The sequence below is a fragment of the Enterobacter sp. WI-ESBL-E8 genome (assembly GCF_053364895.1).
Window position 1 is genome coordinate 102,389 of record NZ_JBRWXJ010000001.1, and the last position, 25,258, is coordinate 127,646.

The 25,258-nt window shown below is 56.5% G+C and carries 21 protein-coding genes; 6 read left to right on the forward strand and 15 right to left on the reverse strand.

The genetic code is table 11. The features are described from left to right. The first annotated feature begins 69 nt into the window (after positions 1–69). Positions 70–1,461 (forward strand): glycoside-pentoside-hexuronide family transporter, encoded by a 1,392-nt coding sequence (locus ACWHWP_RS00500; RefSeq protein WP_059310318.1) that lies wholly within the window; start codon positions 70–72, stop codon positions 1,459–1,461. Positions 1,462–1,473: 12 nt separating this feature from the next. Further along, on the forward strand, positions 1,474–3,792 hold the full coding sequence (yicI, locus tag ACWHWP_RS00505) for an alpha-xylosidase (RefSeq protein ID WP_447854886.1): 2,319 nt from the start codon (positions 1,474–1,476) through the stop codon (positions 3,790–3,792). A gap of 116 nt (positions 3,793–3,908) precedes the next feature. Here the strand turns inward: yicI and ACWHWP_RS00510 are convergent, their stop codons facing one another. The 7 genes from ACWHWP_RS00510 to gmk all read right to left on the reverse strand — a co-directional run bounded on the left by ACWHWP_RS00510 (position 3,909) and on the right by gmk (position 13,083). Beyond that, positions 3,909–5,597 carry an AsmA family protein gene (locus ACWHWP_RS00510; protein ID WP_447854887.1) on the reverse strand — a complete coding sequence of 563 codons (1,689 nt, stop codon included), beginning with the start codon at positions 5,595–5,597 and terminating at the stop codon, positions 3,909–3,911. A 119-nt stretch (positions 5,598–5,716) separates the two neighbouring features. After that, positions 5,717–7,108: a xanthine/proton symporter XanP gene (xanP, locus tag ACWHWP_RS00515; RefSeq protein WP_047347510.1), complete on the reverse strand. Its 1,392-nt coding sequence runs from the start codon at positions 7,106–7,108 to the stop codon at positions 5,717–5,719. A 108-nt stretch (positions 7,109–7,216) separates the two neighbouring features. Beyond that, positions 7,217–9,298, reverse strand: coding sequence for an ATP-dependent DNA helicase RecG (gene recG / locus ACWHWP_RS00520; protein ID WP_059310322.1), 2,082 nt, complete (start codon positions 9,296–9,298; stop codon positions 7,217–7,219). Between the two features lie 3 nt (positions 9,299–9,301). Next, complete coding sequence (gene trmH / locus ACWHWP_RS00525) at positions 9,302–9,991, reverse strand: tRNA (guanosine(18)-2'-O)-methyltransferase TrmH (RefSeq protein ID WP_059310323.1); 690 nt, start codon at positions 9,989–9,991, stop codon at positions 9,302–9,304. A gap of 4 nt (positions 9,992–9,995) precedes the next feature. Beyond that, the gene (gene spoT, locus ACWHWP_RS00530) at positions 9,996–12,110 is read right to left on the reverse strand and encodes a bifunctional GTP diphosphokinase/guanosine-3',5'-bis pyrophosphate 3'-pyrophosphohydrolase (RefSeq protein ID WP_047347514.1); all 2,115 of its coding nucleotides are present in this window, start codon (positions 12,108–12,110) and stop codon (positions 9,996–9,998) included. Positions 12,111–12,129: 19 nt separating this feature from the next. Next, positions 12,130–12,405: a DNA-directed RNA polymerase subunit omega gene (gene rpoZ / locus ACWHWP_RS00535; RefSeq protein ID WP_000135058.1), complete on the reverse strand. Its 276-nt coding sequence runs from the start codon at positions 12,403–12,405 to the stop codon at positions 12,130–12,132. A 54-nt stretch (positions 12,406–12,459) separates the two neighbouring features. Then, complete coding sequence (gmk, locus tag ACWHWP_RS00540; protein WP_010426438.1) at positions 12,460–13,083, reverse strand: guanylate kinase; 624 nt, start codon at positions 13,081–13,083, stop codon at positions 12,460–12,462. 251 nt (positions 13,084–13,334) lie between these two features. Here gmk and ligB point away from each other — a divergent pair, with 251 nt between their 5' ends. Continuing rightward, positions 13,335–15,005 carry an NAD-dependent DNA ligase LigB gene (ligB, locus tag ACWHWP_RS00545; protein WP_447854888.1) on the forward strand — a complete coding sequence of 557 codons (1,671 nt, stop codon included), beginning with the start codon at positions 13,335–13,337 and terminating at the stop codon, positions 15,003–15,005. A gap of 2 nt (positions 15,006–15,007) precedes the next feature. Here ligB and ACWHWP_RS00550 read toward each other — a convergent pair whose 3' ends face one another. Next, complete coding sequence (locus ACWHWP_RS00550; RefSeq protein WP_047347516.1) at positions 15,008–15,625, reverse strand: trimeric intracellular cation channel family protein; 618 nt, start codon at positions 15,623–15,625, stop codon at positions 15,008–15,010. 546 nt (positions 15,626–16,171) lie between these two features. On the opposite strand from ACWHWP_RS00550, the gene ACWHWP_RS00555 reads away from it, so the two are divergent. Continuing rightward, positions 16,172–17,017: a hypothetical protein gene (locus ACWHWP_RS00555; protein ID WP_429055378.1), complete on the forward strand. Its 846-nt coding sequence runs from the start codon at positions 16,172–16,174 to the stop codon at positions 17,015–17,017. A gap of 1 nt (position 17,018) precedes the next feature. Here the strand turns inward: ACWHWP_RS00555 and ACWHWP_RS00560 are convergent, their stop codons facing one another. The 7 genes from ACWHWP_RS00560 to ACWHWP_RS00590 are packed head-to-tail and all read right to left on the reverse strand — an operon-like array spanning position 17,019 to position 23,206. Beyond that, on the reverse strand, positions 17,019–19,115 hold the full coding sequence (locus ACWHWP_RS00560) for a flagellar biosynthesis protein FlhA (RefSeq protein WP_059310329.1): 2,097 nt from the start codon (positions 19,113–19,115) through the stop codon (positions 17,019–17,021). After that, on the reverse strand, positions 19,102–20,238 hold the full coding sequence (gene flhB, locus ACWHWP_RS00565; RefSeq protein ID WP_447854889.1) for a flagellar biosynthesis protein FlhB: 1,137 nt from the start codon (positions 20,236–20,238) through the stop codon (positions 19,102–19,104). Before flhB ends, ACWHWP_RS00560 begins: the two co-directional genes overlap by 14 nt. Beyond that, positions 20,235–21,008 carry a flagellar biosynthetic protein FliR gene (gene fliR, locus ACWHWP_RS00570; RefSeq protein WP_063957939.1) on the reverse strand — a complete coding sequence of 258 codons (774 nt, stop codon included), beginning with the start codon at positions 21,006–21,008 and terminating at the stop codon, positions 20,235–20,237. The genes flhB and fliR overlap by 4 nt, the downstream gene beginning before the upstream one ends. A 6-nt stretch (positions 21,009–21,014) precedes the next feature. Continuing rightward, positions 21,015–21,287 carry a flagellar biosynthesis protein FliQ gene (fliQ, locus tag ACWHWP_RS00575; RefSeq protein ID WP_047347521.1) on the reverse strand — a complete coding sequence of 91 codons (273 nt, stop codon included), beginning with the start codon at positions 21,285–21,287 and terminating at the stop codon, positions 21,015–21,017. A 2-nt stretch (positions 21,288–21,289) separates the two neighbouring features. Next, positions 21,290–22,045: a flagellar type III secretion system pore protein FliP gene (gene fliP, locus ACWHWP_RS00580; RefSeq protein ID WP_447854890.1), complete on the reverse strand. Its 756-nt coding sequence runs from the start codon at positions 22,043–22,045 to the stop codon at positions 21,290–21,292. Further along, complete coding sequence (fliN, locus tag ACWHWP_RS00585; RefSeq protein ID WP_047347523.1) at positions 22,042–22,440, reverse strand: flagellar motor switch protein FliN; 399 nt, start codon at positions 22,438–22,440, stop codon at positions 22,042–22,044. The genes fliP and fliN overlap by 4 nt, the downstream gene beginning before the upstream one ends. A 1-nt stretch (position 22,441) precedes the next feature. Continuing rightward, positions 22,442–23,206 carry a FliM/FliN family flagellar motor switch protein gene (locus tag ACWHWP_RS00590; RefSeq protein WP_235836456.1) on the reverse strand — a complete coding sequence of 255 codons (765 nt, stop codon included), beginning with the start codon at positions 23,204–23,206 and terminating at the stop codon, positions 22,442–22,444. A 628-nt stretch (positions 23,207–23,834) separates the two neighbouring features. Between ACWHWP_RS00590 and ACWHWP_RS00595 the strand changes: the two genes are divergently transcribed. Next, positions 23,835–24,863 carry a sigma-54 interaction domain-containing protein gene (locus ACWHWP_RS00595; protein ID WP_063957937.1) on the forward strand — a complete coding sequence of 343 codons (1,029 nt, stop codon included), beginning with the start codon at positions 23,835–23,837 and terminating at the stop codon, positions 24,861–24,863. Between the two features lie 18 nt (positions 24,864–24,881). Beyond that, a complete protein-coding gene (gene fliE, locus ACWHWP_RS00600) occupies positions 24,882–25,250 on the forward strand; it encodes a flagellar hook-basal body complex protein FliE (RefSeq protein WP_429055386.1) in 369 nt (122 codons plus the stop codon). Positions 25,251–25,258 lie beyond the last annotated feature (8 nt).

A 25,258-nucleotide genomic window follows, 5' to 3' on the forward strand; every position in this document is an offset into this window, starting at 1 on the left:
CTCCTGAAACAATGGTTTAAAACTTTGTAACCGGTCTCAGCGCCCCTTACAGCGTGAAGGATAGAAAAGATGAGCGAAGTATTGTCAGTAAAAGAGAAGATTGGCTACGGCATGGGAGACGCCGCCAGCCACATCATTTTCGATAACGTCATGCTTTATATGATGTTTTTTTACACCGATATTTTCGGCATTCCCGCCGGGTTTGTCGGCACCATGTTCCTGCTGGCACGCGCGCTGGATGCGATCTCCGACCCGTGCATGGGGCTGATTGCCGACCGCACCCGCAGCCGCTGGGGCAAGTTCCGTCCGTGGATTTTGTTCGGCGCGATCCCCTTTGGCATCGTCTGCGTGCTGGCCTACACTACGCCGGATCTCAGCCTCAACGGTAAAATGGTTTACGCCGCCGTTACCTACACCCTGCTGACCCTGCTCTATACCGTGGTCAATATCCCCTACTGCGCGCTCGGCGGCGTGATCACCAACGACCCGACGCAGCGTATCTCCCTTCAGTCCTGGCGCTTTGTGCTGGCGACGGCGGGCGGCATGCTCTCCACGGTGCTGATGATGCCGCTGGTGAACCTGATTGGCGGCGACGATAAGGCGTTCGGCTTTCAGGGCGGGATCGCCGTGCTGTCGGTGGTCGCGTTCCTGATGCTGGCGTTTTGTTTCTTCACCACCAAAGAGCGCATCCAGGTGCCACCGAGCACTACCTCCATGCGGGAAGACCTGCGCGACATCTGGCACAACGACCAGTGGCGCATCGTTGGCGTGCTCACCATCCTCAACATCCTCGCCGTCTGCGTGCGCGGCGGCGCGATGATGTACTACTGCACCTGGATCATGGGTTCGCCGGAGGTGTTCGTCGCGTTCCTCACCACCTACTGCGTCGGCAACCTGATTGGCTCCGCGCTGGCGAAACCGCTCACCGACTGGAAGTGCAAGGTCAGCATCTTCTGGTGGACCAACGCCGCGCTGGCGGTGGTTAGCGTGGCGATGTTCTTCGTGCCGATGCACGCCACCGTACTGATGTTCGCCTTTATCTTCGTCATCGGCGTCCTGCACCAGCTGGTGACGCCGATTCAGTGGGTGATGATGTCCGATACCGTCGACTACGGCGAATGGACCAACGGCAAGCGTCTGACCGGCATCAGCTTTGCGGGGACGCTGTTCGTGCTGAAGCTCGGCCTGGCTCTGGGCGGAGCGATGATCGGCTGGATGCTGGCAGGCGGCGGCTACGACGCGGCAGCCAAAACCCAGAACAGCGCGACCATCAGCATCATTATCGGCCTGTTTACCCTGGCCCCGGCGGTCTGCTACGTGCTGAGCGCCATTATCGCCAAACGCTACTACACCCTGAAAACTCCCTTCCTGACCAAAATCCTGGGCGAGCTGGCGCAGGGCGCACGCCGCAACCAGCAGGAATTTGAAAACCTGCCGGTCAGCAAAGAATTACAGAACTAAGAGGACGAAAGTATGAAAATCAGTGATGGAAACTGGCTTATTCAACCGGGGCTGAACGTGACGTATCCGGTTCAGGTGTTCGACGTGGAGCGCCAGGGCAACGACCTGGTGGTCTACGTGGCGCCGCGCGACGTGCGGGAACGCGCCTGGCAGCTCGATACGTTGATGTTCACCGTCCGGCTTTTCGCACCGCAGGAAGGGATTGTTGGGGTGCGCATCGAGCACTTCCAGGGCGCGCAGGATAAAGGCCCGCATTACCCGCTCAACGTGCTGAAAGAGGCGAATGTTGAGATTGAAAACAACGCGGAGTTTGCCGAGCTGAAAAGCGGCAACGTCAGCGTGCGCGTTACCAAAGGCGAGTTCTGGGCGCTGGATTTCCTGCGCGACGGGCAGCGCATCACCGGCAGCCAGCTGAAAAACAACGGCTACGTGCAGGACGCCACTACCGACCGCAATTACGTGTTTGAACGTCTGGATCTGGGCGTGGGGGAGACGGTTTACGGTCTGGGCGAGCGCTTTACCGCCCTGGTGCGCAACGGCCAGCGGGTCGACACCTGGAACTGCGACGGCGGTACCAGCACCGACCAGTCCTACAAAAATATCCCGTTTTACCTGACCAACCGCGGCTACGGCGTGCTGGTCAATCATCCGGAAAACGTCTCCTTCGAAATTGGCTCGGAGAAAGTCTCCAAAGTGCAGTTCAGCGTCGAAGGTGAATACCTGGAGTACTTCGTGATCGACGGCCCGACGCCGAAAGAGGTGCTGAACCGCTATACCCGCTTCACCGGGCGTCCGGCGCTGCCGCCGGCGTGGTCGTTCGGCCTGTGGCTGACTACCTCGTTCACCACCAACTACGACGAAGTGACGGTAAACAGCTTTATCGACGGCATGGCCGAGCGCGACCTGCCGCTGCACGTCTTCCACTTCGACTGCTTCTGGATGAAGGCCTTCCAGTGGTGTGATTTTGAGTGGGACCCGGTGACCTTCCCGGACCCGGAAGGGATGATCCGCCGCCTGAAGGAGAAAGGGCTGAAGGTCTGCGTGTGGATCAACCCGTACATCGGCCAGAAGTCACCGGTATTTCAGGAGCTGAAAGAGAAGGGCTACCTGCTCAAGCGCCCGGACGGCAGCGTGTGGCAGTGGGACAAATGGCAGCCGGGGCTGGCGATATATGACTTTACTAACCCGGACGCGTGCCGGTGGTATGCCGACAAGCTGAAGGGCCTGGTGGATATCGGCGTGGACTGCTTCAAGACCGACTTCGGCGAGCGTATCCCGACGGACGTGCAGTGGTTTGACGGGTCCGATCCGCAGAAAATGCACAACCACTACGCCTTCATCTATAACGAGCTGGTGTGGAACGTGCTGAAAGAGACGGTGGGCGAGGAAGAGGCGGTGCTGTTTGCCCGCTCCGCGTCCGTCGGGGCGCAGCAGTTCCCGGTTCACTGGGGCGGCGACTGCTACGCCAACTACGAATCAATGGCCGAAAGCCTGCGCGGGGGGCTGTCGATTGGCCTTTCCGGCTTCGGGTTCTGGAGCCACGATATCGGCGGGTTCGAAAACACAGCCCCGGCGCACGTCTACAAACGCTGGTGCGCATTCGGGCTGTTCTCCAGCCACAGCCGCTTACACGGCAGCAAATCCTACCGCGTACCGTGGGCGTACGATGACGAGTCCTGCGACGTGGTTCGCCACTTTACGCAGCTGAAATGTCAGCTGATGCCGTATCTGTATCGTCAGGCGGCGCTGGCCCGCGAGTTCGGCACGCCGATGCTGCGGGCGATGATGCTGGAGTTCCCGGACGATCCGGCGTGTGATTACCTCGACCGCCAGTATATGCTGGGGGATGCAATGATGGTGGCACCGGTGTTCTCAGAGGCGGGGGACGTGCAGTTCTACCTGCCGGAAGGACGCTGGACGCACCTGTGGCACAACGATGAAATCCAGGGCAGCCGCTGGCATAAGCAGCAGCATGATTTCATGAGCCTGCCGGTCTACGTGCGCGACAATACGCTGCTGGCGCTGGGCAACAATAACCAGAAGCCGGACTACGCGTGGAACGAGGGGACGGCTTTCCAGCTGTTTAACCTGAGTGATGGCGCAACGGCGGTGAGTGAAGTGCCTGCGGCGGACGGTTCTGTAGTATTTACGCTGAAGGTATCTCGTCAGGGCGACACCGTGACCTTTACCGGCGCGGGCGACGCGCGGAACTGGTCGGTCTGCTTGCGCAACGTGCAGAAGGTGAGCGGCGTGAAGGGCGGTTCACATGCGGGAAGCGAGTGGGGCGTGGTGGTGAAAGCGGAGGGGGATGAGGTGGTGGTTTACCTTTAATTGTATTGTGCGGTCTGATGCCCTCACCCTGGCCCTCTCCCACAGGGAGAGGGAACAAACATCAAAAACGGCAACAGGGTTGCCGTTTTGCATTTACCTTGCGCCACCCGGCTTGTTTATTGCACCGGCGTTGAAACCACACCACCCGTCATCGTCTGCTGCACCTGCTGTTTATCCATATTCACCGCACTTAGCTTGCCGTTCACCGTTGGCTTCAGGGGCGCATTGGCCTGCACGCTGCCGCTGGCGGTGAGCTGGATATTGCCATCGCCCGCAATCGGCAGCGCAGGCCAGCCCCACTGCTGCAGCACGCTGAGCGGCACGCCGCGCCCGTTCAGGCTCACGGTCGCCTGACGCTGCGGAAGCTGTGAAACCGTTGCAGTGGCTTCAAGTATTCCTTTCTCGGTAAACGCGCTCAGGTCGGTAATATTCACCGTGGCGGCGTTGGCGTTCAGCGCCAGCGACGGGCGTCGCACGTCCACGCGGTTAAAGGTTGCCGCCGCGCCGTTCAGGGTTGCGCTGCCGCCCCACACGCCCCACTGGCGATCTTTCACCAGCTGTAAATTTGCGCCATAGCCGTCCAGGGACGTGATCTGCCACGGGAAGGCAGGATCGATGTCGATCACCAGGTTGCGGCTCAGGCCGAATTTTTGCAGCGTGACGCTGTTCAGCCATTCCGGCAGAGGCTCCATCCACAGCGTTTTCCAGTTTTCGGGCAGGGTGTACTCCAGCCCGGCGATGGCGACATCGTCCAGCACCAGCGCTTTGCCGTCGCGCAGCCAGTTACCGGAGGTACGCACCATGCCGCCTTCCCAGCGGGAGGTGAACTGGCGCAGCGCCATGCCCTGCGGAGAGAATTCCGCGTTCAGGATCGGGTCGAACAGATGCAGTGAGCCGTAGATGAACTCGCTGGCGTTCATGGACAGGCGACCCTCCTGGCTCTGCCAGTCGCCTTTGCTCAGCGTCAGGTTGCGCAGGCTCAAATCCAGGTCGGTTACCGCCCAGTCCGGGCCCTGGAGCCGGGCATCGGTCACGTCCAGACGACCAATCTGCAGCGAAGGGATCGTCGTCAGCGGCGCGAAGAACGCCATCAGCGTTTTATCGCTCTGCAGGCGGATCTCATTCAGACGCAGGGTATCGATAATCCAGCTCCCGTCGGCGTTGCGCAAGGCGGAGCCGGTGAGCGAGCCGCGGGCCATATCGGCACCAATGGTGTTCAGCACCACTTCCTTACCGTTAAGCTGGCCCTCGATCAGCACGTTGGTGGCCGGTACGCCGTTCAGGGTCAGCGAGCCGGCGCTCATCTGGATCTGCGCGTTTTTACCCAGCACGTTGCCCGCTTCCGGCTGCCACGGGCTGACGCCGCCCGTCACCTTTTGCGCGCTCAGCTCCCACTCGGTATTGGGGCTGTTAAACGCCATGTTGTTCAGCTGCAGGCGATCCGCCTGCAAGGGCAGCGGCGCGGTTTGCGGGGAGAGATTCAGCGTGCCGTCGAACAGCGTAATGGTGTCCATATGCAGCGGATCGGTTATCTGACGGCTGCTCAGGCCAATATCAACATTTTTGGCAACCAGCGTGGCGGGTTTACCGTCCCGACCGAAGGTAACGTTTTCCAGAATGATGTGGGAAGGCGACGAAAAGCGGTGGTTCATTTTGTCGAAACTGAGCTCGTAGTCGGTATTCACCGTCACCCAGCTGCTGACCTGAGCCGCACCCCAGCGGGTCTGGAGCAGAATATAGAGCGCCAGCACCACAATGAGCAGGGCGACAAGAAGGTAAACGAGTAGCTTTCCAATAAATTTCATGGTCTTCCATCCCGCAAAACGCACATAGAGGAGTTATGCACGATTTATGCGCAATCCTCAAGGCGGGAATGGTGTAATTAGATGTCACGGCAGGCATTGACTGCCTGCCGTGAGAGAAATCAGTTTTTCTCTGGCGGGAAAACGAGGTTCAGAACGATAGCGGTAATACCGCCCGCGGCAATGCCGGAAGAGAGCAGGTTTTTCACCCAATCAGGCGCAAACTGCAGGATCAGCGGCTGCTGAGAAACCCCCAGACCGACGGCCAGCGACAGCGCGATAATCATGATTGCGCGGCGGTTCAGCGGCTCGCGGGAGACGATACGCACGCCTGAGGCCGCGATAGTCCCGAACATGACCAGCGTTGCGCCACCCAGCACCGGCTCAGGAATGTGCTGCACAAAGCCGCTCACCGCCGGGAACAGGCCGAGAACGATCAGCATCAGCGCCACCACGAAACCCACGTAGCGGCTGGCCACGCCGGTCAGCTGGATCACGCCGTTGTTCTGGCCGAAGCAGGAGTTCGGGAAGGTATTGAATACCGCAGAGACAAACGAGTTCAGGCCGTTCGCCAGCACGCCGCCTTTCAGACGCTTCATATACAGCGGGCCGGACACCGGCTGCTCGGAGACGTCCGAGGTGGCGGTGATATCGCCGATGGTCTCCAGAGAGGTGATCATAAACACCAGCATCAGCGGCAGGAGCAGGCCCCAGTCAATGCCCAGGCCGTAGTAGAGCGGCGTTGGAACGGTGATCAGCGCGCTGTTGGTCGGCGCGGTGTTCTCCGGCAGCATGCCCAGCGCCCACGCCAGCAGATAGCCTGCCGCCATGGCAATCACCAGCGAGGCGACGCGCAGGTAGGGGTTACGCTGACGGTTAAGCAGAATAATGATGGCCAGCACCACGCCCGCCAGCAGCAGGTTTTTCGGCGCGCCAAAGGTGTGGTCGCTCATCGCGGCATAGCCGCCGCCGATGGAGGTGAGGCCCACCTGAATCAGCGACAGGCCGATAATCATCACGACCACGCCGGAAACCAGCGGGGTAATGACGCGACGCGCCAGGTGCAGAACGCGGGAAATCACCATCTCCGTGCAGCTTGCCAGCATCAGGGTGCCAAACAGTGCCGCCATCATGGTCGGGACATCCGCACCGCCTGTTTTCAGGGCCGTACCGCCCATGATCAGCGGCGCCACGAAGTTAAAGCTGGTGCCCTGAATCGACAACAATCCCGACCCCACCGGACCCCACGCTTTAATTTGAATTATCGAGGCCACGCCGGAGGCGAAAAGAGACATGCTGATGATGTGCTGCGTGTCCTGCGCCGGTAAGCCGAGCGCCTGACAGATCAGCAGCGCCGGGGTGATTACCGCAACAAACATCGCCAGAAGATGCTGGCAGGCGGCGAAAAGCGTCTGCGGCAGCGGCGGGCGGTCTTCAAGGCGGTAAATCAGTTCGCTGTTTTGCTTCTGCGCAACCGGTTGCGCATCGGGCGACTCTATGGTGTTAACGGACATTAGCGGCAATCCCACGGTGGAAAAGCGGGCATTTTATCTGACCACCTGGTAAAAGCAAACGATTGCCAGCAAAAAAAGACAAGTAAATCTGCCGATGTTTGCCTGAAATCAGGCGTTGGAGTAGCGTTCGGTTTCCGGCATCCAGCGTTCAATTAACGCTGCCGCCTGTTCGGGGTAGCGTTCGTGAATATGGCGGGCGAGGCGCTGAACCTCGGGGATCATGGCCTGATCGCGCAATAAATCCGCGACTTTGAATTCCGCGTTCCCCGTCTGACGCGTGCCCAGAAGTTCGCCCGGGCCGCGGATCTCCAGGTCTTTTTGCGCAATGACAAAACCGTCGTTGCTGTCGCGCAGCACCTGCAACCGCATCTGGGCGGTTTTGGAAAGCGGGGCTTTGTAGAGCAGTACGCAGTGGGACGCCACCGCGCCGCGGCCAACGCGCCCGCGCAGCTGGTGGAGCTGGGCAAGGCCGAGACGCTCCGGGTTTTCGATGATCATCAGGCTGGAGTTTGGCACGTCCACGCCGACCTCAATCACCGTGGTGGCGATCAGCAGATGTAAATCACCCTGTTTAAACGACTGCATCACCGCCTGTTTTTCGGCTGGCTTCATGCGTCCGTGAACCAGACCCACGTTCAGTTCCGGTAGCGCCAGCTTAAGCTCTTCCCACGTGGCTTCGGCAGCCTGCGCCTCCAGCAGCTCAGACTCTTCAATAAGCGTACAGACCCAGTAGGCCTGACGCCCTTCATGGGTGCAGGCGTTGCGCACGCGGTCGATGATATCGCTGCGGCGTGTGTCCGGAATGGCAACTGTTGTGACCGGCGTTCGACCCGGCGGCAGTTCGTCGATGGTGGAGGTGTCCAGATCGGCGTAGGCCGTCATCGCCAGGGTGCGCGGAATGGGCGTGGCGGTCATGATCAGCTGATGCGGGTGGAAACCCTGCTGCAATCCCTTTTCCCACAGCGCCAGACGCTGGTGCACGCCAAAGCGGTGCTGCTCATCGATAATCACCAGCGCGAGGCCGTTAAACTGCACCTGCTCCTGAAATATAGCGTGGGTGCCGACAATCATCTGCACCTGTCCGCTGGCAATGGCGTCCTGCTGTGCCAGGCGCGCTTTACCTTTTTGCTTCCCGGCCAGCCAGCCCACTTCAATGCCGAGCGGTGCAAACCAGGCGCGGAAGTTGTTGGCGTGCTGTTCGGCCAGCAGTTCGGTCGGCGCCATCAGCGCCACCTGTTTGCCGTGGGCGATCGCGCGCAGGGCGGCCAGGGCGGCAACCAGCGTTTTACCGGATCCCACGTCGCCCTGCACCAGGCGCATCATCGGTACGTCGAGCGCCATATCGCGTTCAATCTCGGCGGTGACGCGCGCCTGTGCGCCGGTGGGTTTAAACGGCAGCGAGGCCAGCAGCTTATCTTTGAGCTCATCGCGCGGGCTTAAGGGCTGGGCATGGAAACGCTGCGCGCCCGCGCGAAGCGCCAGCATGCTCAGGTTATGTGCCAGCAATTCCTCAAGGATAAGACGCTGTTGGGCAGGGTGTTTGCCGCTTTCTAAATCGCTGAGCTGCAGGGTTGGCGGCGGGCGGTGCAACGTGCGCAGCGCCTCGGGCAGGCTCATCATCCCCTGCGCCAGCTCTGGCGGCAGCAGCTCGGTAATGGCGCAGGTATCCAGCAGCTCCAGCGCCTGATCGGTGAGCTTACGCAGCGTCGCCTGCTTGATGCCTTCGGTCGTCGGGTAGACCGGGGTGAGCGTCTCCTGCATCTCCGGCGTGCTGAGATCGCCCTGAACGCGGTACTCCGGGTGGATCATCTCTGCGCCGTATTTCCCGCGTTTGGCTTCGCCATAGGCCAGCACCCTGCGGCCCGTTGCCAGGCTGTTTTTCATCGCCGCGCTGAAGTTGAAAAAACGCATGGTGAGAATGCCGGTGCCGTCGCTGATCTGACAGGTCATCATCCGGCGTCCGCCGAATGTGATGTTGCAGTTCAGGACTTCGCCTTCAACGGTGGCATAAATGGCGGGCAGCAGATCGCCAATTTTGTAGAGCTGAGTGCGGTCTTCGTAGCGCAGGGGAAGGTGGAGCAGGAGATCCTGCACGGTGTGCAGGCCAATTTTTGCCAGCTTATTGCTTTGCGCCGCGCCCACGCCCGTCAGGCTATTGAGCGGGATGGCATCCAGCAGGCGGCCTTTCATCGGTTACCCAGCGTACTGCATGGTGGCCCACCACTCGGCATCGGCTTCGATCTCGCCCTGCGCGTTGACGTGGGGGTAAGGCAATTTTTTCTGCTTCGCAACGCGAGCCAGCACCGGATAACCACCTTCAAACAGCAGGCGCTGCTGTTCATCTTCCGGCAGCATGCTGTTGCTGCGCTCGTACATCCCGGCGTTCTGACGCTGGCGCTGCGCTTCATACAGAATGAGCGCGGAGGCCACGGAGACGTTGAGAGACTGGACCATGCCGGTCATCGGAATGATGATGTCCCGATCCGCCAGATCAAGCGCTTCCTGGGTGATCCCGGTTTTCTCCTGGCCCATCAGAATACAGGTCGGGCGGGTGTAGTCGATCTCGCGGAAATCTACGGCTTTAGCGGAAAGGTGGGTCGCAAGGATCTGCATCCCGCGCCCTTTCAGGTGCGAAACGGCTTCACCAATGGTGTGATGATTTTTGACAGACACCCAGCTGTTGCTGCCTGCCGCCGCCGAGACCGTATTTCGCATACGGCCGTCCGGCCAGACGGCGTGCACTTCATGCACGCCGACGGCATCTGCGGTACGGACGATAGCAGAGACGTTATGAGGTTTATGGACCTGCTCCATGCAGACCGTCAGGTCAGGCTGACGCCTGGCGAGCATGTCGCATATACGCGCGTAACGTTGTGAATTCATACCACTAGTTTCGGTTACGGGTGACTTTAATCACGTCCGGCATGACGCGGATCTTGCGCATAATATTCGCCAGATGCACGCGGTCGCGGGCGGTCAGACGAATAAAGGCGCTATAAACGCGGCCATCTTTTTCTTCCGTATTCAGGCTTTGAATATTGGAAGACGCCGTGTTGATCGCTGCCGTCAGGTTCGCCAGAGCACCCTGGTGGTTGAACATATCCACCTTAATTTCGGTGATAAATTCCTGCGCGGTCTCTTTATCCCACTCAACCGCCATAAACTTCTCGGCTTCTTTCTGATAGCCGCGGATGTTACGACAGGATTCATGGTGGATAACCAGCCCTTTGCCCGGGCTGACGTGCGCAATAATCGGGTCGCCAGGGATGGGGCGGCAACATTTTGCGAACGTGATAAGCACGCCGTCCGCGCCCTTAATCGGCAGGTGTCCGTGGCTTTGTGTCGTGGCAGGTACGGCTGTCGTGTCGCCCTGCTGCAGGTTCTTCGCCACCACCACGCTCATGGCGTTGCCGAGGCCAATTTCAGCCAGCAGATCGTCAAGCGAGGCGAGCTTCATGCGCTCCAGCTCACGCTGGACGTTCTCCTGCGGGATTTCGGCCAGCTTGCGGCTGCCGCCCAACGCGTGGTTGAGAAGACGACGCCCGAGGCTAACGGAATCATCACGCTTGAGGTTTTTCAACAGCTGACGAATTTTGGCGCGTGCTTTAGAGCTCACGACAAAGTTCAGCCAGGCCGCGTTCGGACGTGCGCCCGGCGCGGTAATGATTTCCACCGTCTGGCCGCTGGAGAGTGGCTGAGACAGCGGATAAGGCTGTCTGTCGACGCGAGCGCCCACGCAGGCATGCCCGATATCGGTATGCACGGCGTAAGCGAAGTCGACCGGCGTCGCGCCCGCAGGCAGTTCGACAATACGGCCTTCTGGGGTGAAAACGTAAATCTCATCCGGGAAGAGATCGGATTTCACGCTCTCGATAAATTCAAACGAGCTGCCCGCACTCTGCTGAAGCTCCAGCAGGCTTTGCATCCAGCGCTGGGCGCGGATTTGTGCGGTCGTACTGCTTTCGCCACCGTGCTCTTTATAGGCCCAATGCGCGGCAACACCCATCTCCGCCATCTGGTCCATGTCTTCGGTGCGAATTTGCACTTCAACCGGCACGCCGTGTGGCCCGATCATCGAGGTGTGCAAAGATTGATAGCCGTTCGCTTTTGGAATGGCGATGTAATCTTTCATCCGACCCGGACGCGGTTTATACAGGCTGTGCATCTGCCCCAGCACGCGATAGCACGTGTCGGAGTCGTGGACGATCACGCGGAACGCGTAGATATCCATGATCGAGTGAAAACGCTGCTCTTTGAGCACCATTTTACAGTAAATGGAGTACAGGTGTTTTTCGCGACCGCTGACGCGGCACGGGATCCCCGCTTCCTGCAAGCGCCCTTCAATCTCAGAGAGGATCTTCTGTATCATCTCTTTACGGTTACCGCGTGCGGCTTTCACCACCTCTTTAATCACGCGATAGCGGTTCGGGTACAGCGCTTCAAAACCCAGCTCTTCCAGCTCGGTTTTAATGTGATGAATACCTAAACGGTGCGCCAGCGGACTGTAGATTTCGAGGGTTTCACGGGCAATGCGGCGACGTTTGTCCGGGCGAAGTGAGCCCAGCGTGCGCATGTTGTGGGTACGGTCAGCGAGTTTGATGAGAATGACGCGGATATCCTGCACCATCGCCATAATCATCTTGCGGAAGTTTTCGGCTTGCGCCTCTTTCTTGTCGCGGAAATTCAGCTTATCAAGCTTAGAGACCCCTTCCACCAGTTCGGCAACGCTTTTGCCAAACAGCTGTTCCATGTCCTGGTAAGTGGCAGGGGTATCTTCAATCACGTCGTGCAGCAGAGCGGCCATCAGCGTTTCGTGGTCGAGTTTCATCTCGGCCAGAATACAGGCCACCGCTACCGGGTGCGTGATATAGGGTTCACCGCTTGAACGTGTCTGGCCCTCGTGAGCGTCACGTGCAACGAGATACGCCTGCTGAAGACGCTTAATCTGGTCTTCAGGCAGGTAGGTTTGAATCAGTTGATTCAGGCTTTCAAACAGATACAAGGGCGACCCGCAGGTTTAATTAACGACGACCTTCAGCAATAGCGGTTACGGCCTGCAGTTCTGCGGCTTCCTGCTCTTGCTGCTCCTGGCGCTCACGCACGTCGAGGATCTGGTTGTTAATCAGACCTTCTTCGATTTCGCGAAGTGCAATAACGGTGGTTTTATCGTTTTCTTCCGGTACCAGCGGATCTTTACCGCCTACCTGCATCTGACGAGCGCGACGCGCGGCGACCAGCACCAGGTCAAAACGGTTACCAATTTTCTCTACAGCGTCCTGAACAGTTACGCGTGCCATACTTAAAATGCTCCACAGGTGAAGAAATGACTGGGCATGATACTGAAAGTGGGTTCAGTCTGCCAACAGTTTGGTGATTAATGCGTCATGTCGCTGCTTCTGGCGGCTCATACGCAGACGTTCTGCGCGAAGAATGGTTTTGAGATCGCTCAGCGCGGCATCAAAATCATCATTCACAATAAGGTAATCATATTCCGCGTAATGGCTCATTTCTGCAACAGCCTGTTCCATACGCTTAGCGATGACTTCTTCACTGTCCTGACCGCGGCCACGTAGGCGGCGATCCAGCTCATCTTTCGATGGCGGTAAAATAAAGATACTGCGCGAGTCAGGCATTTTCTTGCGAATTTGCTGTGCGCCCTGCCAGTCGATATCCAGGAACACATTCACGCCCGTGGCCAGAACCTGCTCAATGGTTTCACGCGAGGTGCCGTAGTAATTACCGAAAACTTCAGCGTGTTCAAGAAACGCGTCTCTGCCGATCATCGCTCTGAACTCGTCGTGATCCACAAAGAAATAGTGTTCACCGTGCACTTCACCCGGACGCGGCGCTCGCGTGGTGTGAGAAACAGAAACCTGTGTGTCGTACAACGGTTGGGTTTTTAACAGTGCCTGAATAAGGCTGGATTTACCCGCGCCACTAGGGGCAGAAACAATATAAAGCGTGCCTTGAGCCATGAGAGTCTTTTGTATGTGTTAGCGAAGAAGTCCTACATACGGGCTTATTATACACGTCACCGCCGTGTGACGTAGCCTTTGTCACACTTTTTCCCCTGGATTATTGAATTTTGCGTACCGTTTTCAGGTTTTATCTGTGGTTTACAGCAACAAAAAGAAATACCGGATAGCACCTCGCACGGTGAAACGTTGTCGTTAGCGTTGTTTTAGACATCGCGGTATATCTCCTGCAACACAAAGGAGGGGTAGCGATGTGGCGATGGATTAGCGGGTTAATGCTGTTGTGGTGTGGCTATGGCGCGGCAGTGTGTCCGGTGTGGTCGCAGGCCAAAGCAGAGAAAGAAATCGCGTCGTTAAGCGCGCAAATCAAACGCTGGGATGAGGCTTACTGGAAGCAGGGCGTGAGCGAGGTCAATGACGAGGTTTATGACCAGCTTAACGGGCGGCTAACGCAGTGGCAGCACTGCTTTGGTACCGATCTTCCTGAGGACACCCTTCCTGCGCTGACGGGCAACGTAAAACACCCTGTCGCCCATACGGGAGTTCATAAAGCTGCCAGCAAAGAAGCACTTGCCCAGTGGATGCGCGGCCGGAACAATCTCTGGATGCAGCCTAAAGTCGACGGCGTAGCGGTAACTTTGGTGTATCGCGACGGAAAGCTAACTCAGGCCATTAGCCGTGGAAATGGGCTAAAAGGCGAGGACTGGACTGCGCAAGCGCGTTTAATTCCTTCAGTGCCCCAAGAGGTGTCCGGCTTGCTGGCAAACAGCGTCCTGCAGGGGGAGCTTTTTTGGTTGCGTGACAACCACATTCAGCGGCAGATGGGTGGCATGAATGCGCGCGCAAAAGTAGCGGGTGCGATGATGCGACAAAAGGACAACACGCTTCTGAGCCAGACAGGGATATTTATCTGGGCCTGGCCGGACGGGCCGAAAGGAATGCAGAACCGGTTATCTGAGCTTTCCAGGGCCGGATTCTCTCTGACGGCACGCTATACCCTGCCGGTTGAAACCGTTGATGCCGTCGAAAAACAGCGTTCGGCATGGCAAAACACCGTATTACCCTTTGCCACGGATGGCATTGTGGTCCGGTCAGCAGACGCCCCTTCGGGTGAAAATTGGTTGCCCGGAGAAGGCAACTGGGTCGTCGCGTGGAAATATCCCCCTGCAGCACGGGTCGCTGAGGTCAGCGATATTCATTTTACCGTGGGTCGAACGGGCAAAATTTCCGTTGTTGCGGCACTGGAGCCTATGCAGCTGGATGATAAACAGGTGCAGCGGGTGAGTCTGGGCTCGGTGGGGCGCTGGCAGAGGCTGGATATTGCCCCGGGCGATCAGATACAGGTCAGCCTGGCCGGGCAGGGTATTCCCCGGTTTGATAGGGTGGTCTGGCGGGGGATGGACAGGCAAAAACCCGAGCCTCCGGCCTCGCGTTATCACGCTCTTAGCTGTTTTTATGCTTCGCCGGAGTGCATGGAGCAGTTCTTTGCCAGGCTGACGTGGCTCAGCTCAAAGCAGGTATTCAATATTGAAGGATTAGGCGAGTCAGGATGGCGAACCCTCTGGCAGGCGCATCGTTTTGAACATCTCTTCTCATGGCTGTTATTAACCCAGTCTCAACTGCAGGCTACACCGGGGTTTTCTTCAGCACGCGGGCTGGCGCTCTGGCATCGATTTAATCTGGTGCGCGAGCAGCCATTTATCCGCTGGCTCATGGCACTCGGCGTTCCGCTGACGCAGGCTTCACTGAGGGCGTTGGGAGACATATCGTGGCAGGAGATGAGCGGGCGTAACGCAAAGGACTGGCAGACCTTGCCGGGAACGGGAGAAGAGAAGGCCAGGCAAATTGTTAACTGGATACACGCGCCAGAAATTGATGTGCTGGTCAGGTGGCTTGCTCAGCAGCACATCAACGGGTTCTGAAATCAGTGTGCGCTGTGTTTGTAATGAAAAACGGGAAGCCCGAGCTTCAGACGCAGCGCAAGCATGCGGGCAGTAAAGCCAAACAGCAGCGTGGAGATGACCACCACATCCTGGTTAGAAACGTAATGCTGCAGGGCAATATAGAGCACCGCTGCAGCAAAAGAGATACCCGCATACAGCTCTTTCTGGAAGACCAGGGGAATGCGTTTGCAGAACATATCCCGCAGCACACCACCGAACACCCCCGTGACCACGGCAGCAATGGTGGCGATGACCGGCCCTTCACCCATATCGAGCGCGATTTGCGCGCCGATTATCGAAAAGACGATCAGCCCCAGCGCATCAAGCACCAGGAACAGGCGGCGCAGGTGGGGCATAACGGGTGCCACAATGGTGGTTAATACGGCAGCCGTCGCCACGATAATCACATACTCAGGGTGTTTAACCCAGCCGAGTGGGTAATGGCCCAGTAGGATATCGCGCACGGAACCGCCGCCCAGCGCGGTTGCTGTGGCAATAATGATCACGCCAAAGGTGTCCATCCGGCGACGCCCGGCGGCCAGTGCGCCGGTCATGGCTTCTGCGGTGATACCAATAAGATAAAGAATGTGAAGCAGCATATACCCTCCGGTGTGAACGCGAGGAGGTTAGCGATTTGTGCGCAAGATCACGATTGAAATTTTCTAAGGCGAGCCATTTTGGATAAATTTAGTTAATGAATTTATCTGAGCGCCATGTGTGATAATTCGTTGTTTGCTAAAATAAATTGCCTTTCTTTTAAGGTGCGTTGACGACGTTTTCGGTGCAGTGATGGATTATAAAAAGTAATCTTTTATGCGCGAAAGATTTTTTTATAACAATATACTCGATAATAAATTTAATAAATAAACAATTAATAAGAGCTGGCTACAATAAAAACGATTCTTTAATAATTAACCATGTGAATTATTTATAACCTTTTATTGCAATGAAAATGCCTTTTAGACAAAATATGCGCCCTTTTTGATTAAAAAACATCCTACATGATTAAGTGTCTGATTAAGTTATTTATTATTACAGCGGCATTAACCAGCACCAGCGTTTTTGCCGTCAATTGCCAGCGCGCCGCAACGCCGCTGCAGAATACAATTTGTAATAATGCCAATCTGCACTGGCTGGATGACACCATGACGAACGTCTACCGGGCGATGCTGGTTTATCGTGATGCCGGGCAGGTGCATCAGGAGTTTGAGGCATGGGAGAAATCGCTCAGTGAGTGTGCCTCGGACGACTGTATTGAGCGCGCTTACTACACCGGCATCAGCAGGATTGCTGACGTGCCGTCTGACTTCTCCTGGGAGGGGCGCTGGTGGAATACCAGTGCCGCCAACGTCAGCGGCGGTGTGATCCAGTTCAGCCACAGTGCGGACTGGTCAATCATTGCTGATATTCGTATCTGGGCGGGATTGAATAAAGATGAATTCACCGCAGAGGCCCGAAAATTAAACGGTATGGTGCTGATCGATAATATGGTCGACAGCAAGCATTGTAAGGTGCTGTTTATTCCGCGGATAAGCGGCGCCATCCAGGCATACAGCAATGCGGACTGGGGTTGCCGTCTGTTAATGCCCAGCGGCGCGTTTATTGATGGCCGCTATGTGAAGTCTGACCAGGATCCGCGGCCAAAAGCGACCCTGCAGTCGCTGGAGATCTTCCGGGATGCGAAGGTAGACGAACGCTTTCGCGCGCTGGTGGGTGACGAATACCAAAAGTTTGTAGATACCGCCAATATTTATATCTATCAGGACGATATTGATAACATCGGCGCAACGGTCGTATCAATGTGGGTTCGCGGCGCCGCCAATACGCGTACGGCGATTATTATGTACACCGCTAACGACATTTGGGCGGCACGGATTGAGCCTGACGATAAGGGCAAGCTGGCGTTTTCCTACTTCAGTACCCAGGGTAACGATACGGCTAAAATGCCGCGTACCCTGGCGGAATGGAAATTGCGCTACCTGTCTCAATAAATCAGGCGAGCGTGCCCACCACGTTAAGATCGGCATCATCCGGCACTTCATTGTAGGAAAGCACGTGTAGTCCGCTGGCGAACAGCCTTCCGTAGCGCGAGATGACCGGCCGCAGCTGCGGCGTGACCAGCAGCAGCGGCGGCAAGCCTTTCGCTTTCATCTGCTCATAAATCATCGGCATCGTATTTTGCAGCTGGGTCAGGATATTCGGGTCAACCGGGAAGCTGTCCAGCGCCACTTTTCCTGCCTGCTGCGCCTGGTTGAGCGCGTTCAGCAGCATATTTTCCAGCTGGCTATCGATGGTGTAGGCCGCCAGCTGCGGACGATCGCCGTTGATGCTGTGGACGATAGCGCGACGCAGCGCGTAGCGCACATCTGAGGTGAGCAGTATCGGATCTTTTGTCACCGCCGAACTTTCAAGCAGCGTTGACGCGATGGTGACGATATCCTTGAGCGACACCTGCTCCAGCAGCAGCTGACGGTAAACCCGCAGCAGCTGGCTGTAGTTGAGCGCGGCGCTTAAATCTTCTGCCAGCTTCGGTGCCTGCTGTGCCAGGCGGGCATGAAGATGGGTAATGTCGTCGTAGTTAAACAGCTCCGGCAGATGTTCGCGGGCGACTTTATTAATATGGGTCGCCACCACGCTGGCGCAATCCACCACCTGATAGCCAAGGTTCAGCGCCTTCGCTTTCTGCTCCGGGTCAATCCATACGATCGCCATCCCGTAGGCGGGGTCGGTGTCCAGCACCCCGTCGATTTCACCGTACAGCTCGGTGCCGGGGATTGCCATCAGCTTGTCGGCGTTAACGTCCCCCAGCGCCGTGCGGATGCCGTTGATATGAATGGCGTACTGCGCGGGCTTGAGGCGGAAGTTCTCGCGAATGCGAATTTCAGGCAATAGCACGCCGCATAGCTCAGAGATTACCTGGCGCACCCCGCGCACGCGCAGCGACAGCGGGCTGCCCCGTGATTCATCAACCATGGAGACCAGCTTATAGCCCAGGTTCAGGCCTATCGGCTCTACCAGCGGAATGCTGTCCCAGGTAATCGGCGGGTTGGCGTCAGGTGCCAGCGCGTCGTTGATGGCCTCCATGTCCGTCTCTTGCGGCGCAGGCTGCACCGCCTTGCTTTGTCGCCAGGCGGCAAACAGCAGCAGAGCGGTAAAGCTCAGGAAGGCAATGTGCGGCATACCCGGCACGATCGCGAGGATAAACATCACGAATGCGGCAGTGTACAGCACCCTCGGTTTGGACAGCAGCTGGCTTTTAATTTCGTCGCTGATGTCGTTACCTTCACTGACGCGGGTAACGATGATGGCGGCGGCGGTGGCCAGCAGCAGCGACGGGATCTGGGCGACCAGGCCGTCACCAATCGTCAGCAATACGTACTGGCGAAACGCGTGGCTGGCATCCAGATCGTATTTAAAGATGCCGATACAGATACCGCCAATCACGTTGATGATCAGCACCATGATGCCGGCGATGGCGTCGCCGCGCACAAACTTTGAGGCACCGTCCATCGCGCCGTAGAAGTCTGCTTCCTTCGCTACTTCCTGACGACGCGCGCGCGCCTGTTGCTGATTGATGAGCCCCGCATTCATATCGGCGTCGATCGCCATCTGCTTGCCCGGCAGCGCGTCCAGCGTAAAGCGCGCGGAGACTTCTGAAATACGTTCCGCCCCTTTGGTGACCACCACAAAGTTAATGATCATCAGGATGATAAACACCACGAAGCCGACGACGAAGTCGCCGCCGATCACCACCTGGCCGAAGGCTTCAATGACCTTACCGGCTGCCCCCTCACCCAGATGACCGTTCAGCAACACGACGCGCGTCGAGGCCACGTTCAGCGTCAGGCGCATCAGCGTGGTGATCAGCAGCAGGGTCGGGAAAACGGCAAAATCCAGCGGACGCTGCATGTTTACCGCCACCAGCAGCACGATGACCGCCAACACGATATTGAATGTAAACAGGATGTCCAGCATCAGCGGCGACAGCGGTAGGATAACCATCGCCAGCACGCAGAGAAGCAGGACAGGTACCGCAACTTGCCCCTTGCGGAGCACGCCCAGCACGTTGTGCAACTTACTGTTCGCCATTGGCTTTTAATACCTCTTGAGGAATATCAATGTGCCTGTTCAGGCGGGGTTTTTGCTCAACGCGACCTTCGCGCCAGGATTTGAGCTGCATGACGTAGGTCAGCACGTGAGCGATGGCGCGAAACAGCTGCGCCGGAATTTGTTGATTAACGCGGGTGGTGTAGTACACCGCGCGCGCCAGCGGCGGGAATTCCACCACTTCGATGCTGTGGCTGGCGCCCACTTCACGGATCCACAGCGCCACGTCGTCTATGCCTTTCGCAACGATATACGGTGCTTCCGCCTTCTGCGGGTCGTACTTCAGCGCCACCGCGTAGTGGGTTGGGTTAGTGATGATGACGTCGGCGGTGGGTACGGTTCGCGAGATCTGCCCCATCGCCATCTGGCGCTGTAGCTGGCGAATGCGCCCTTTAATCTGCGGATTACCGTCGTTGTTTTTGTACTCTTCTTTCACCTCCTGCTTGGTCATGCGCATCTTTTTGGTGAACATAAACTTGCTCAGCGGCACGTCAAGCAGGGCGAAAATAACGATAACGGCGACGAAGTAGCTGACAACGTGATGGAAAATAGAAAAACCGTGCGTAATCGCCTGGTTCAGGTAGAGCCGCTGCAGGTGCAGAAGATCGCCCATCTGGCTATGTACCATCGTGTAAAGCACGGCGAGGATGGTCGCGCATTTGAGCAGCATTTTGCCGACTTCCGTGTAATGGCTGGCGGAAAAAACGCGTTTGATGCCGCTTATCGGGCTGAGCTTTTTAAAGTCCGGCTTGAGCTTCGTCGGGGTAAATATCCAGCCGCCCGGCACCAGGCTGGCCATGATGCAGGCCAGGGGAATCGGGGTTAACGTAGCGATAAAGCGCAGCAGCACGCTCAGGTTGAGCATCAGGAACTGGTTCAGAATGGTGGGGTTATCAAGGTCCTGCGCCATCGTGCCGGCGGCGGCGAACGACTCGCCGATCAGCTGCCGGTAATAGGGCAAAAACGTCGCCAGAGTGAAAAAGGACGCCACCAGCCCGACGGCCATGGTCAGATCTTTTGAACGTGGGATATCCCCCTTTTCCCGCGCTTTGCGCAGCTTCCCGGGGGTGGGTTTTTCGCTTTTATCGCCGCTGGAGGCCATCACTGCACCCTTATGGCGTCAAGTTTCGCCAGGATTTCATTGGTCAGATTGAGGTAGTGATCCGGAATGTTGGTCACCAGCATTGAAATACACAGCAGCCCAAACAGCATGCTGATAGGGAACCCGAGCGAGAACAGATTCAGCGTCGGGGAGACCCGGTTAAGCAGGCCGAAGCCGCCCTGAACGATCAGCATCACGAATGTGGTCGGCAGCGCAATCAGCGTTGCGGAGGCCATAATCCAGCCCAGACCCTGAACGACCAGCATGAGCGACGGCTGGTTAATGGCCTGCCCGATGGGCCAGTAGCTGAAACCCTTGAACAGAATGGTCACCAGCAGCAAATGCCCGTCCATAATGAAAAACAGCAGGCCGCAGAAGATATAGATAATCTGAGAGATAACCGTAGTGGAGCTGCCGTTGACCGGGTCGTTCATCATCGCCATCCCGAGCCCCATGTTCATCGACAGAATATGCCCGGCCGTTTGCAGCGCGACGAACACCAGCTGCAGCGCGGTGGCGAAGATAAACCCCCACAGCAGCTGTTCACCAATCAGCAAAATACTGCGCAGGGAAATCAGTTCGTTAAGTACCACGTTATGCGGCAGCATCGGCGTAATGATGATGGCCAGCGCCAGCGCGGTGCCGATTTTGATGCGCCGGGAAAAGACGCGGTTATCGAGCACCGGCGCAAACTGTAAAAAGGCGAGGATGCGGAAGAAGGGCAGCACCAGTGCCATGACCGGCGTCCACAGCGCCTGAATATCGATTCCCATGACGCCTTAGCCCACCAGTGCCGCCGCCTGATGAAAAATCTGGACGGTGAAATCCACCAACTGCGTCAGCATCCATTTTCCGGCGAATATCAGTACGCCCAGCGTCACGACCAGGCGCGGCAGGAAGCTCAGCGTCTGTTCGTTAATCTGCGTGGTGGCCTGGAAAATACTGACGCACAGGCCGACGATAAGGCTGGGGATAATCGCCACGGCGGAGATCACCAGCACCAGATGAATACCGGAGGCCATGATGTCGCCCGCCGTGTCCATGTTCATCATCGCTACAATCCCTGCACGCTGGAGGTGAGCGTACCAACGATCAGCGTCCAGCCGTCGCACAGCACGAACAGCATCAGTTTAAACGGCAGCGAGACGATGAGTGGCGACAGCATCATCATCCCCATTGCCATCAGAATACTGGCGACAATCAGGTCGATCACCAGGAAGGGGATGTAGATCATAAAGCCAATCTGGAAGGCTGTTTTTAGCTCGCTCAGCAGATAGGCCGGGGTGACGATGGTCAGATCCTGCTCGCGGGCATCGCCTTCCACCCCGGCGATGGTCATGACCTGCGCCAACGCTTTAGTGTTGGTTTGCGCCAGCATGTACTTTTTCAGCGGCGCTTCGGCGTTGACCAGCGCCTGTTTCAGGGTGATCTGGTCACTCTGGAACGGCTCGACGGCGTCGGCATAAATCGTTGTCCATACCGGACGCATCACCAGCAGCGTTAGCGCCAGCGCAATGCCGGTAAGGATTTTGTTGGGTGGACTCTGCTGCAGGCCCAGCGCCTGGCGCAGGATCGCCAGTACGATGATAAAGCGGGTGAAACAGGTCATCATCAGCACCATGATCGGCAGCAGGCCGAGCAGGGTCATCAGGATCAGGATTTCAATTTTGACGTTGTAATCCTGCCCGGCGCCGTTCGCCGTGGTGCTGAACAGCGTAATGTCACCGTTCGCCGCCAGTACCGACGGGGCAAACAGCAGGCTGGCCAAAAGCAGCAGCGAGCAGCCGCTGCGGTAAAACGTGCGGTTCATCGGGTGAGCTCGCCCAGTTCTTTTGCGTTGAACTCGATAATGCGCAGGCCGTATTTGTCGTTCAGGACGACCACTTCCGCTTTGCCGAAGGGAATGCCGTTCACTTTGATATCCAGCGGCTCGCCGGCCATTTTGTCCAGCTCAATCACGGAATCGCTGTTTACCGACATCAGCTCGGCCAGCGAGATATCCACGGAGGACACTTCCAGGGTCAGCGTCACCGGAATACGGCTGAACAGCGCCATGCGGCGTTCGTCGGTTTGCGGCGCATGACGAATTTCAGGCTGCATATCGAGGCGGATATTGCCTTCAACGGTCTCTTCCTGCGGCATATCGCTCAGGTTCAGGTCGTCCAGATCCAGAGACTGGCTCAGCTCATGTTGCAAATCACTCATATTACTTCTCGGTTGTCTTGTCGTGGATATCGCATAAGAAAAGCTTGCTGCGATCTTCGGCGATTGCGGCTTCAAAAATCTGTTCTTTACCGATAAACACCGGTACCGGTTCATTTAACGCGATGGGAATGATGTCCCCGGGTTTGATGTCGGCAATCTGGGCAACGGTCAGGTTAAGGCTGGCGAGGCGGCCGGTCAGCTTCAGCGGCAGGCTGTCGAACAGGCGTTCAATCTGCGCCGGGCTTAAGCTCATGCTCTGCTCAACGGCCCGAGCGCTGCCGTCCGGCGCGCGCAGCGTCGCCAGCATCTGGTCGACATGATGATTGTCGAGCAGCACGGTGAAACTGCCGTGGCTATACCCGGCCAGGGTAAAGGTGATGCCCCAGACCCACTGATTAATGACCGAGGAATAATCAACCCTGATATCCAGCTCCTCGCCAAACGTTTCTTTGCAAATAATCAGCGACGTGAGTTCTTGCCCCAGCTTGCTTTTAAGGCGCTCTTCCGTTTTGGTTACCGGTAAAGATTCATCAGGCGCTATATGGTTGGTGTCTTTACTCAGCCCATAATAATCATGTAGGACGTTGAGTAATAAAATACGGTCAATAACAAAACCAATATTCCCGTAAGGCGTAGAGAATATTTGCGCATTCTTATAATGCTTATCAATGACAAACGTCATGGATTCTAACGCGGCGTTGACCCGTAATTTTTTCAGAAAGTAAATGCTCAGGCGTGCATCCAGGATATCAAAGCTATCATTCATTAATTTAGGTAGCTTATGCCATGGGCGACCGAGTTTACTGACATCAAGTTTTACCAGTTCAGGAAGGTTATTCTGCTGGTGGATTCTGATTCGTTCTGAAGCAGGGTACATGATTATTCCGCTTTAATAACAATTCCTGGTGTGACAATAACGCGAGGATGACGACCGTTGCGACTCATCACGAAAATTTTTCTGCACGCATTTGAGTTTTGAAAACGTTGTGACGCTTATCACTGGCATCGAAGGATCGTTGCCTGTCGAAAGCCAAATGCCTTTTTATTCAGGCTGAGGATTAGACCTTTCTCTTCTTTTTAATGCAAGACGCTGACGGTTATTAATCGATTATTTCTCCGGCAAAAATCTGATTAATAACTACGATAACTGACTGAATTATAAGAATTGATGTTTTAATATGCATTAAAGATAAGACAATTCTTAGACGATACGTATACTAGGCAACATATTTTCCAGGAAGAATCCTTTCCTCGTGATAATAAATTAGGTTTTAATCTTTATTAACATTATTTAAACGTTTTCCATTATCCAGCAGACAATGGATAAACGGTCGTGGGTGTTAATAAAGATGTAGCGAGTTATTCTTTTTTAGTTCTTTTAATGGTACTCCAGCATGAGCATTATCATTGAACGTGAAGACCGTAATGGAGAGGGCTTTATTGCCGCCTCCCCTGCCAGCGTGGGTGTGATGTCATTAGCCCGCCGCGTTGCTAAATATAATGTATCAGTATTGGTCACCGGCGAGACGGGAACAGGAAAAGAGTGTATTGCTAAATATATTCATGAACATGCCTGCACCCGCGGTGCGCCGTATGTTGGCGTTAATTGTGCGGCGATCCCGGAAAGCATGCTGGAAGCCATTTTATTTGGCTACGAAAAAGGGGCATTTACCGGTGCGGTCGCCAGCGTGGCCGGAAAATTTGAGCAGGCCAACGGCGGAACGTTACTACTGGATGAAATTGGCGATATGCCGCTGTCACTGCAGGCAAAATTATTACGCGTCTTGCAGGAGCAGGAAGTCGAACGACTGGGAAGCCACAAGCGTATTCCGCTCGATATTCGTCTGATTGCCTCGACGAATAAAGATCTGCAGCAGGAAATTGCGGAAGGGCGTTTTCGCCAGGATCTGTTTTACCGTATTTCCGTGGTGCCTATTCATATCACGCCGCTGCGCGAGCGCAAGCAGGATATTTTGCCGCTGGTTCAGCAATTTATTGCGAAATACCGCGCCTTTCACAAAGGCGACGTGCGTCTGAGCGACGACGCCCGTAACGCGCTGCTGAGCTATGACTGGCCGGGCAACGTGCGTGAGCTGGAGAACGTAATTCAGCGGGGCATGATCCTCGGCAACGGTGACGAAATCAAAGCCGCCGATCTTGGCCTGGTAGCGCGCGTACCGCTGCCGGAAAACCCGGCAGTCGGCATGATGCCCGCCTACCGGGAGCAGGACAGCAGCTCGGCCATTCGCGACGTCAAGCTGCATGGCCGCATGGCGGAGTACCAGTACATCATCGACCTGTTAAAACGCCATAAAGGCAACAAATCGAAAACGGCGGCGTTCCTGGGCATTACCCCTCGCGCGCTGCGCTATCGCCTTGCGTCGATGCGCGACGAAGGCATTGATATTGAATGTTATTCCTGAGGCAAGAAGGAACAAATCATGGACAAAATAGCTGCCGCAGGTATTAACACCGCGCAACAGGCGCTGCTGGAACGTATGCAGCGCACGGCCTCGCTGGCGTCTGCCGGTGCGGTAAACCTCTCCCCGACGATAGCGCCAGCGAATGACGCGTTTACCCGTACGGATCCGGTCTCTTTCTCGCGCGTGCTGAACAGCGCTATCGACAACGTCGATGCGTTGCAGCACAGCGCCAGCGCAAAGCAAACCGCGATCGATATGGGACAAAGCGACGATTTAGCCGGTGCCATGATTGAGAGCCAGAAAGCCAGCGTGGCCTTTTCGGCCATGATGCAGGTGCGCAATAAGCTCAATAGCGCGCTGGACGAAGTGATGAATATTTCGCTGTAAGGTTTGTA

Bases quoted from the DNA above. Each gene is read 5' to 3' on its own strand.
- ACWHWP_RS00500 (WP_059310318.1), top strand. From the start codon at position 70: ATGAGCGAAGTATTGTCAGTAAAAGAGAAGATTGGCTACGGCATGGGA.
- yicI (WP_447854886.1), top strand. From the start codon at position 1,474: ATGAAAATCAGTGATGGAAACTGGCTTATTCAACCGGGGCTGAACGTG.
- ACWHWP_RS00510 (WP_447854887.1), bottom strand. From the start codon at position 5,597: ATGAAATTTATTGGAAAGCTACTCGTTTACCTTCTTGTCGCCCTGCTC.
- xanP (WP_047347510.1), bottom strand. From the start codon at position 7,108: ATGTCCGTTAACACCATAGAGTCGCCCGATGCGCAACCGGTTGCGCAG.
- recG (WP_059310322.1), bottom strand. From the start codon at position 9,298: ATGAAAGGCCGCCTGCTGGATGCCATCCCGCTCAATAGCCTGACGGGC.
- trmH (WP_059310323.1), bottom strand. From the start codon at position 9,991: ATGAATTCACAACGTTACGCGCGTATATGCGACATGCTCGCCAGGCGT.
- rpoZ (WP_000135058.1), bottom strand. From the start codon at position 12,405: ATGGCACGCGTAACTGTTCAGGACGCTGTAGAGAAAATTGGTAACCGT.
- gmk (WP_010426438.1), bottom strand. From the start codon at position 13,083: ATGGCTCAAGGCACGCTTTATATTGTTTCTGCCCCTAGTGGCGCGGGT.
- ligB (WP_447854888.1), top strand. From the start codon at position 13,335: ATGTGGCGATGGATTAGCGGGTTAATGCTGTTGTGGTGTGGCTATGGC.
- ACWHWP_RS00550 (WP_047347516.1), bottom strand. From the start codon at position 15,625: ATGCTGCTTCACATTCTTTATCTTATTGGTATCACCGCAGAAGCCATG.
- ACWHWP_RS00555 (WP_429055378.1), top strand. From the start codon at position 16,172: ATGACGAACGTCTACCGGGCGATGCTGGTTTATCGTGATGCCGGGCAG.
- ACWHWP_RS00560 (WP_059310329.1), bottom strand. From the start codon at position 19,115: ATGGCGAACAGTAAGTTGCACAACGTGCTGGGCGTGCTCCGCAAGGGG.
- fliR (WP_063957939.1), bottom strand. From the start codon at position 21,008: ATGGGAATCGATATTCAGGCGCTGTGGACGCCGGTCATGGCACTGGTG.
- fliQ (WP_047347521.1), bottom strand. From the start codon at position 21,287: ATGATGAACATGGACACGGCGGGCGACATCATGGCCTCCGGTATTCAT.
- fliP (WP_447854890.1), bottom strand. From the start codon at position 22,045: ATGAACCGCACGTTTTACCGCAGCGGCTGCTCGCTGCTGCTTTTGGCC.
- fliN (WP_047347523.1), bottom strand. From the start codon at position 22,440: ATGAGTGATTTGCAACATGAGCTGAGCCAGTCTCTGGATCTGGACGAC.
- ACWHWP_RS00590 (WP_235836456.1), bottom strand. From the start codon at position 23,206: ATGAATGATAGCTTTGATATCCTGGATGCACGCCTGAGCATTTACTTT.
- ACWHWP_RS00595 (WP_063957937.1), top strand. From the start codon at position 23,835: ATGAGCATTATCATTGAACGTGAAGACCGTAATGGAGAGGGCTTTATT.
- fliE (WP_429055386.1), top strand. From the start codon at position 24,882: ATGGACAAAATAGCTGCCGCAGGTATTAACACCGCGCAACAGGCGCTG.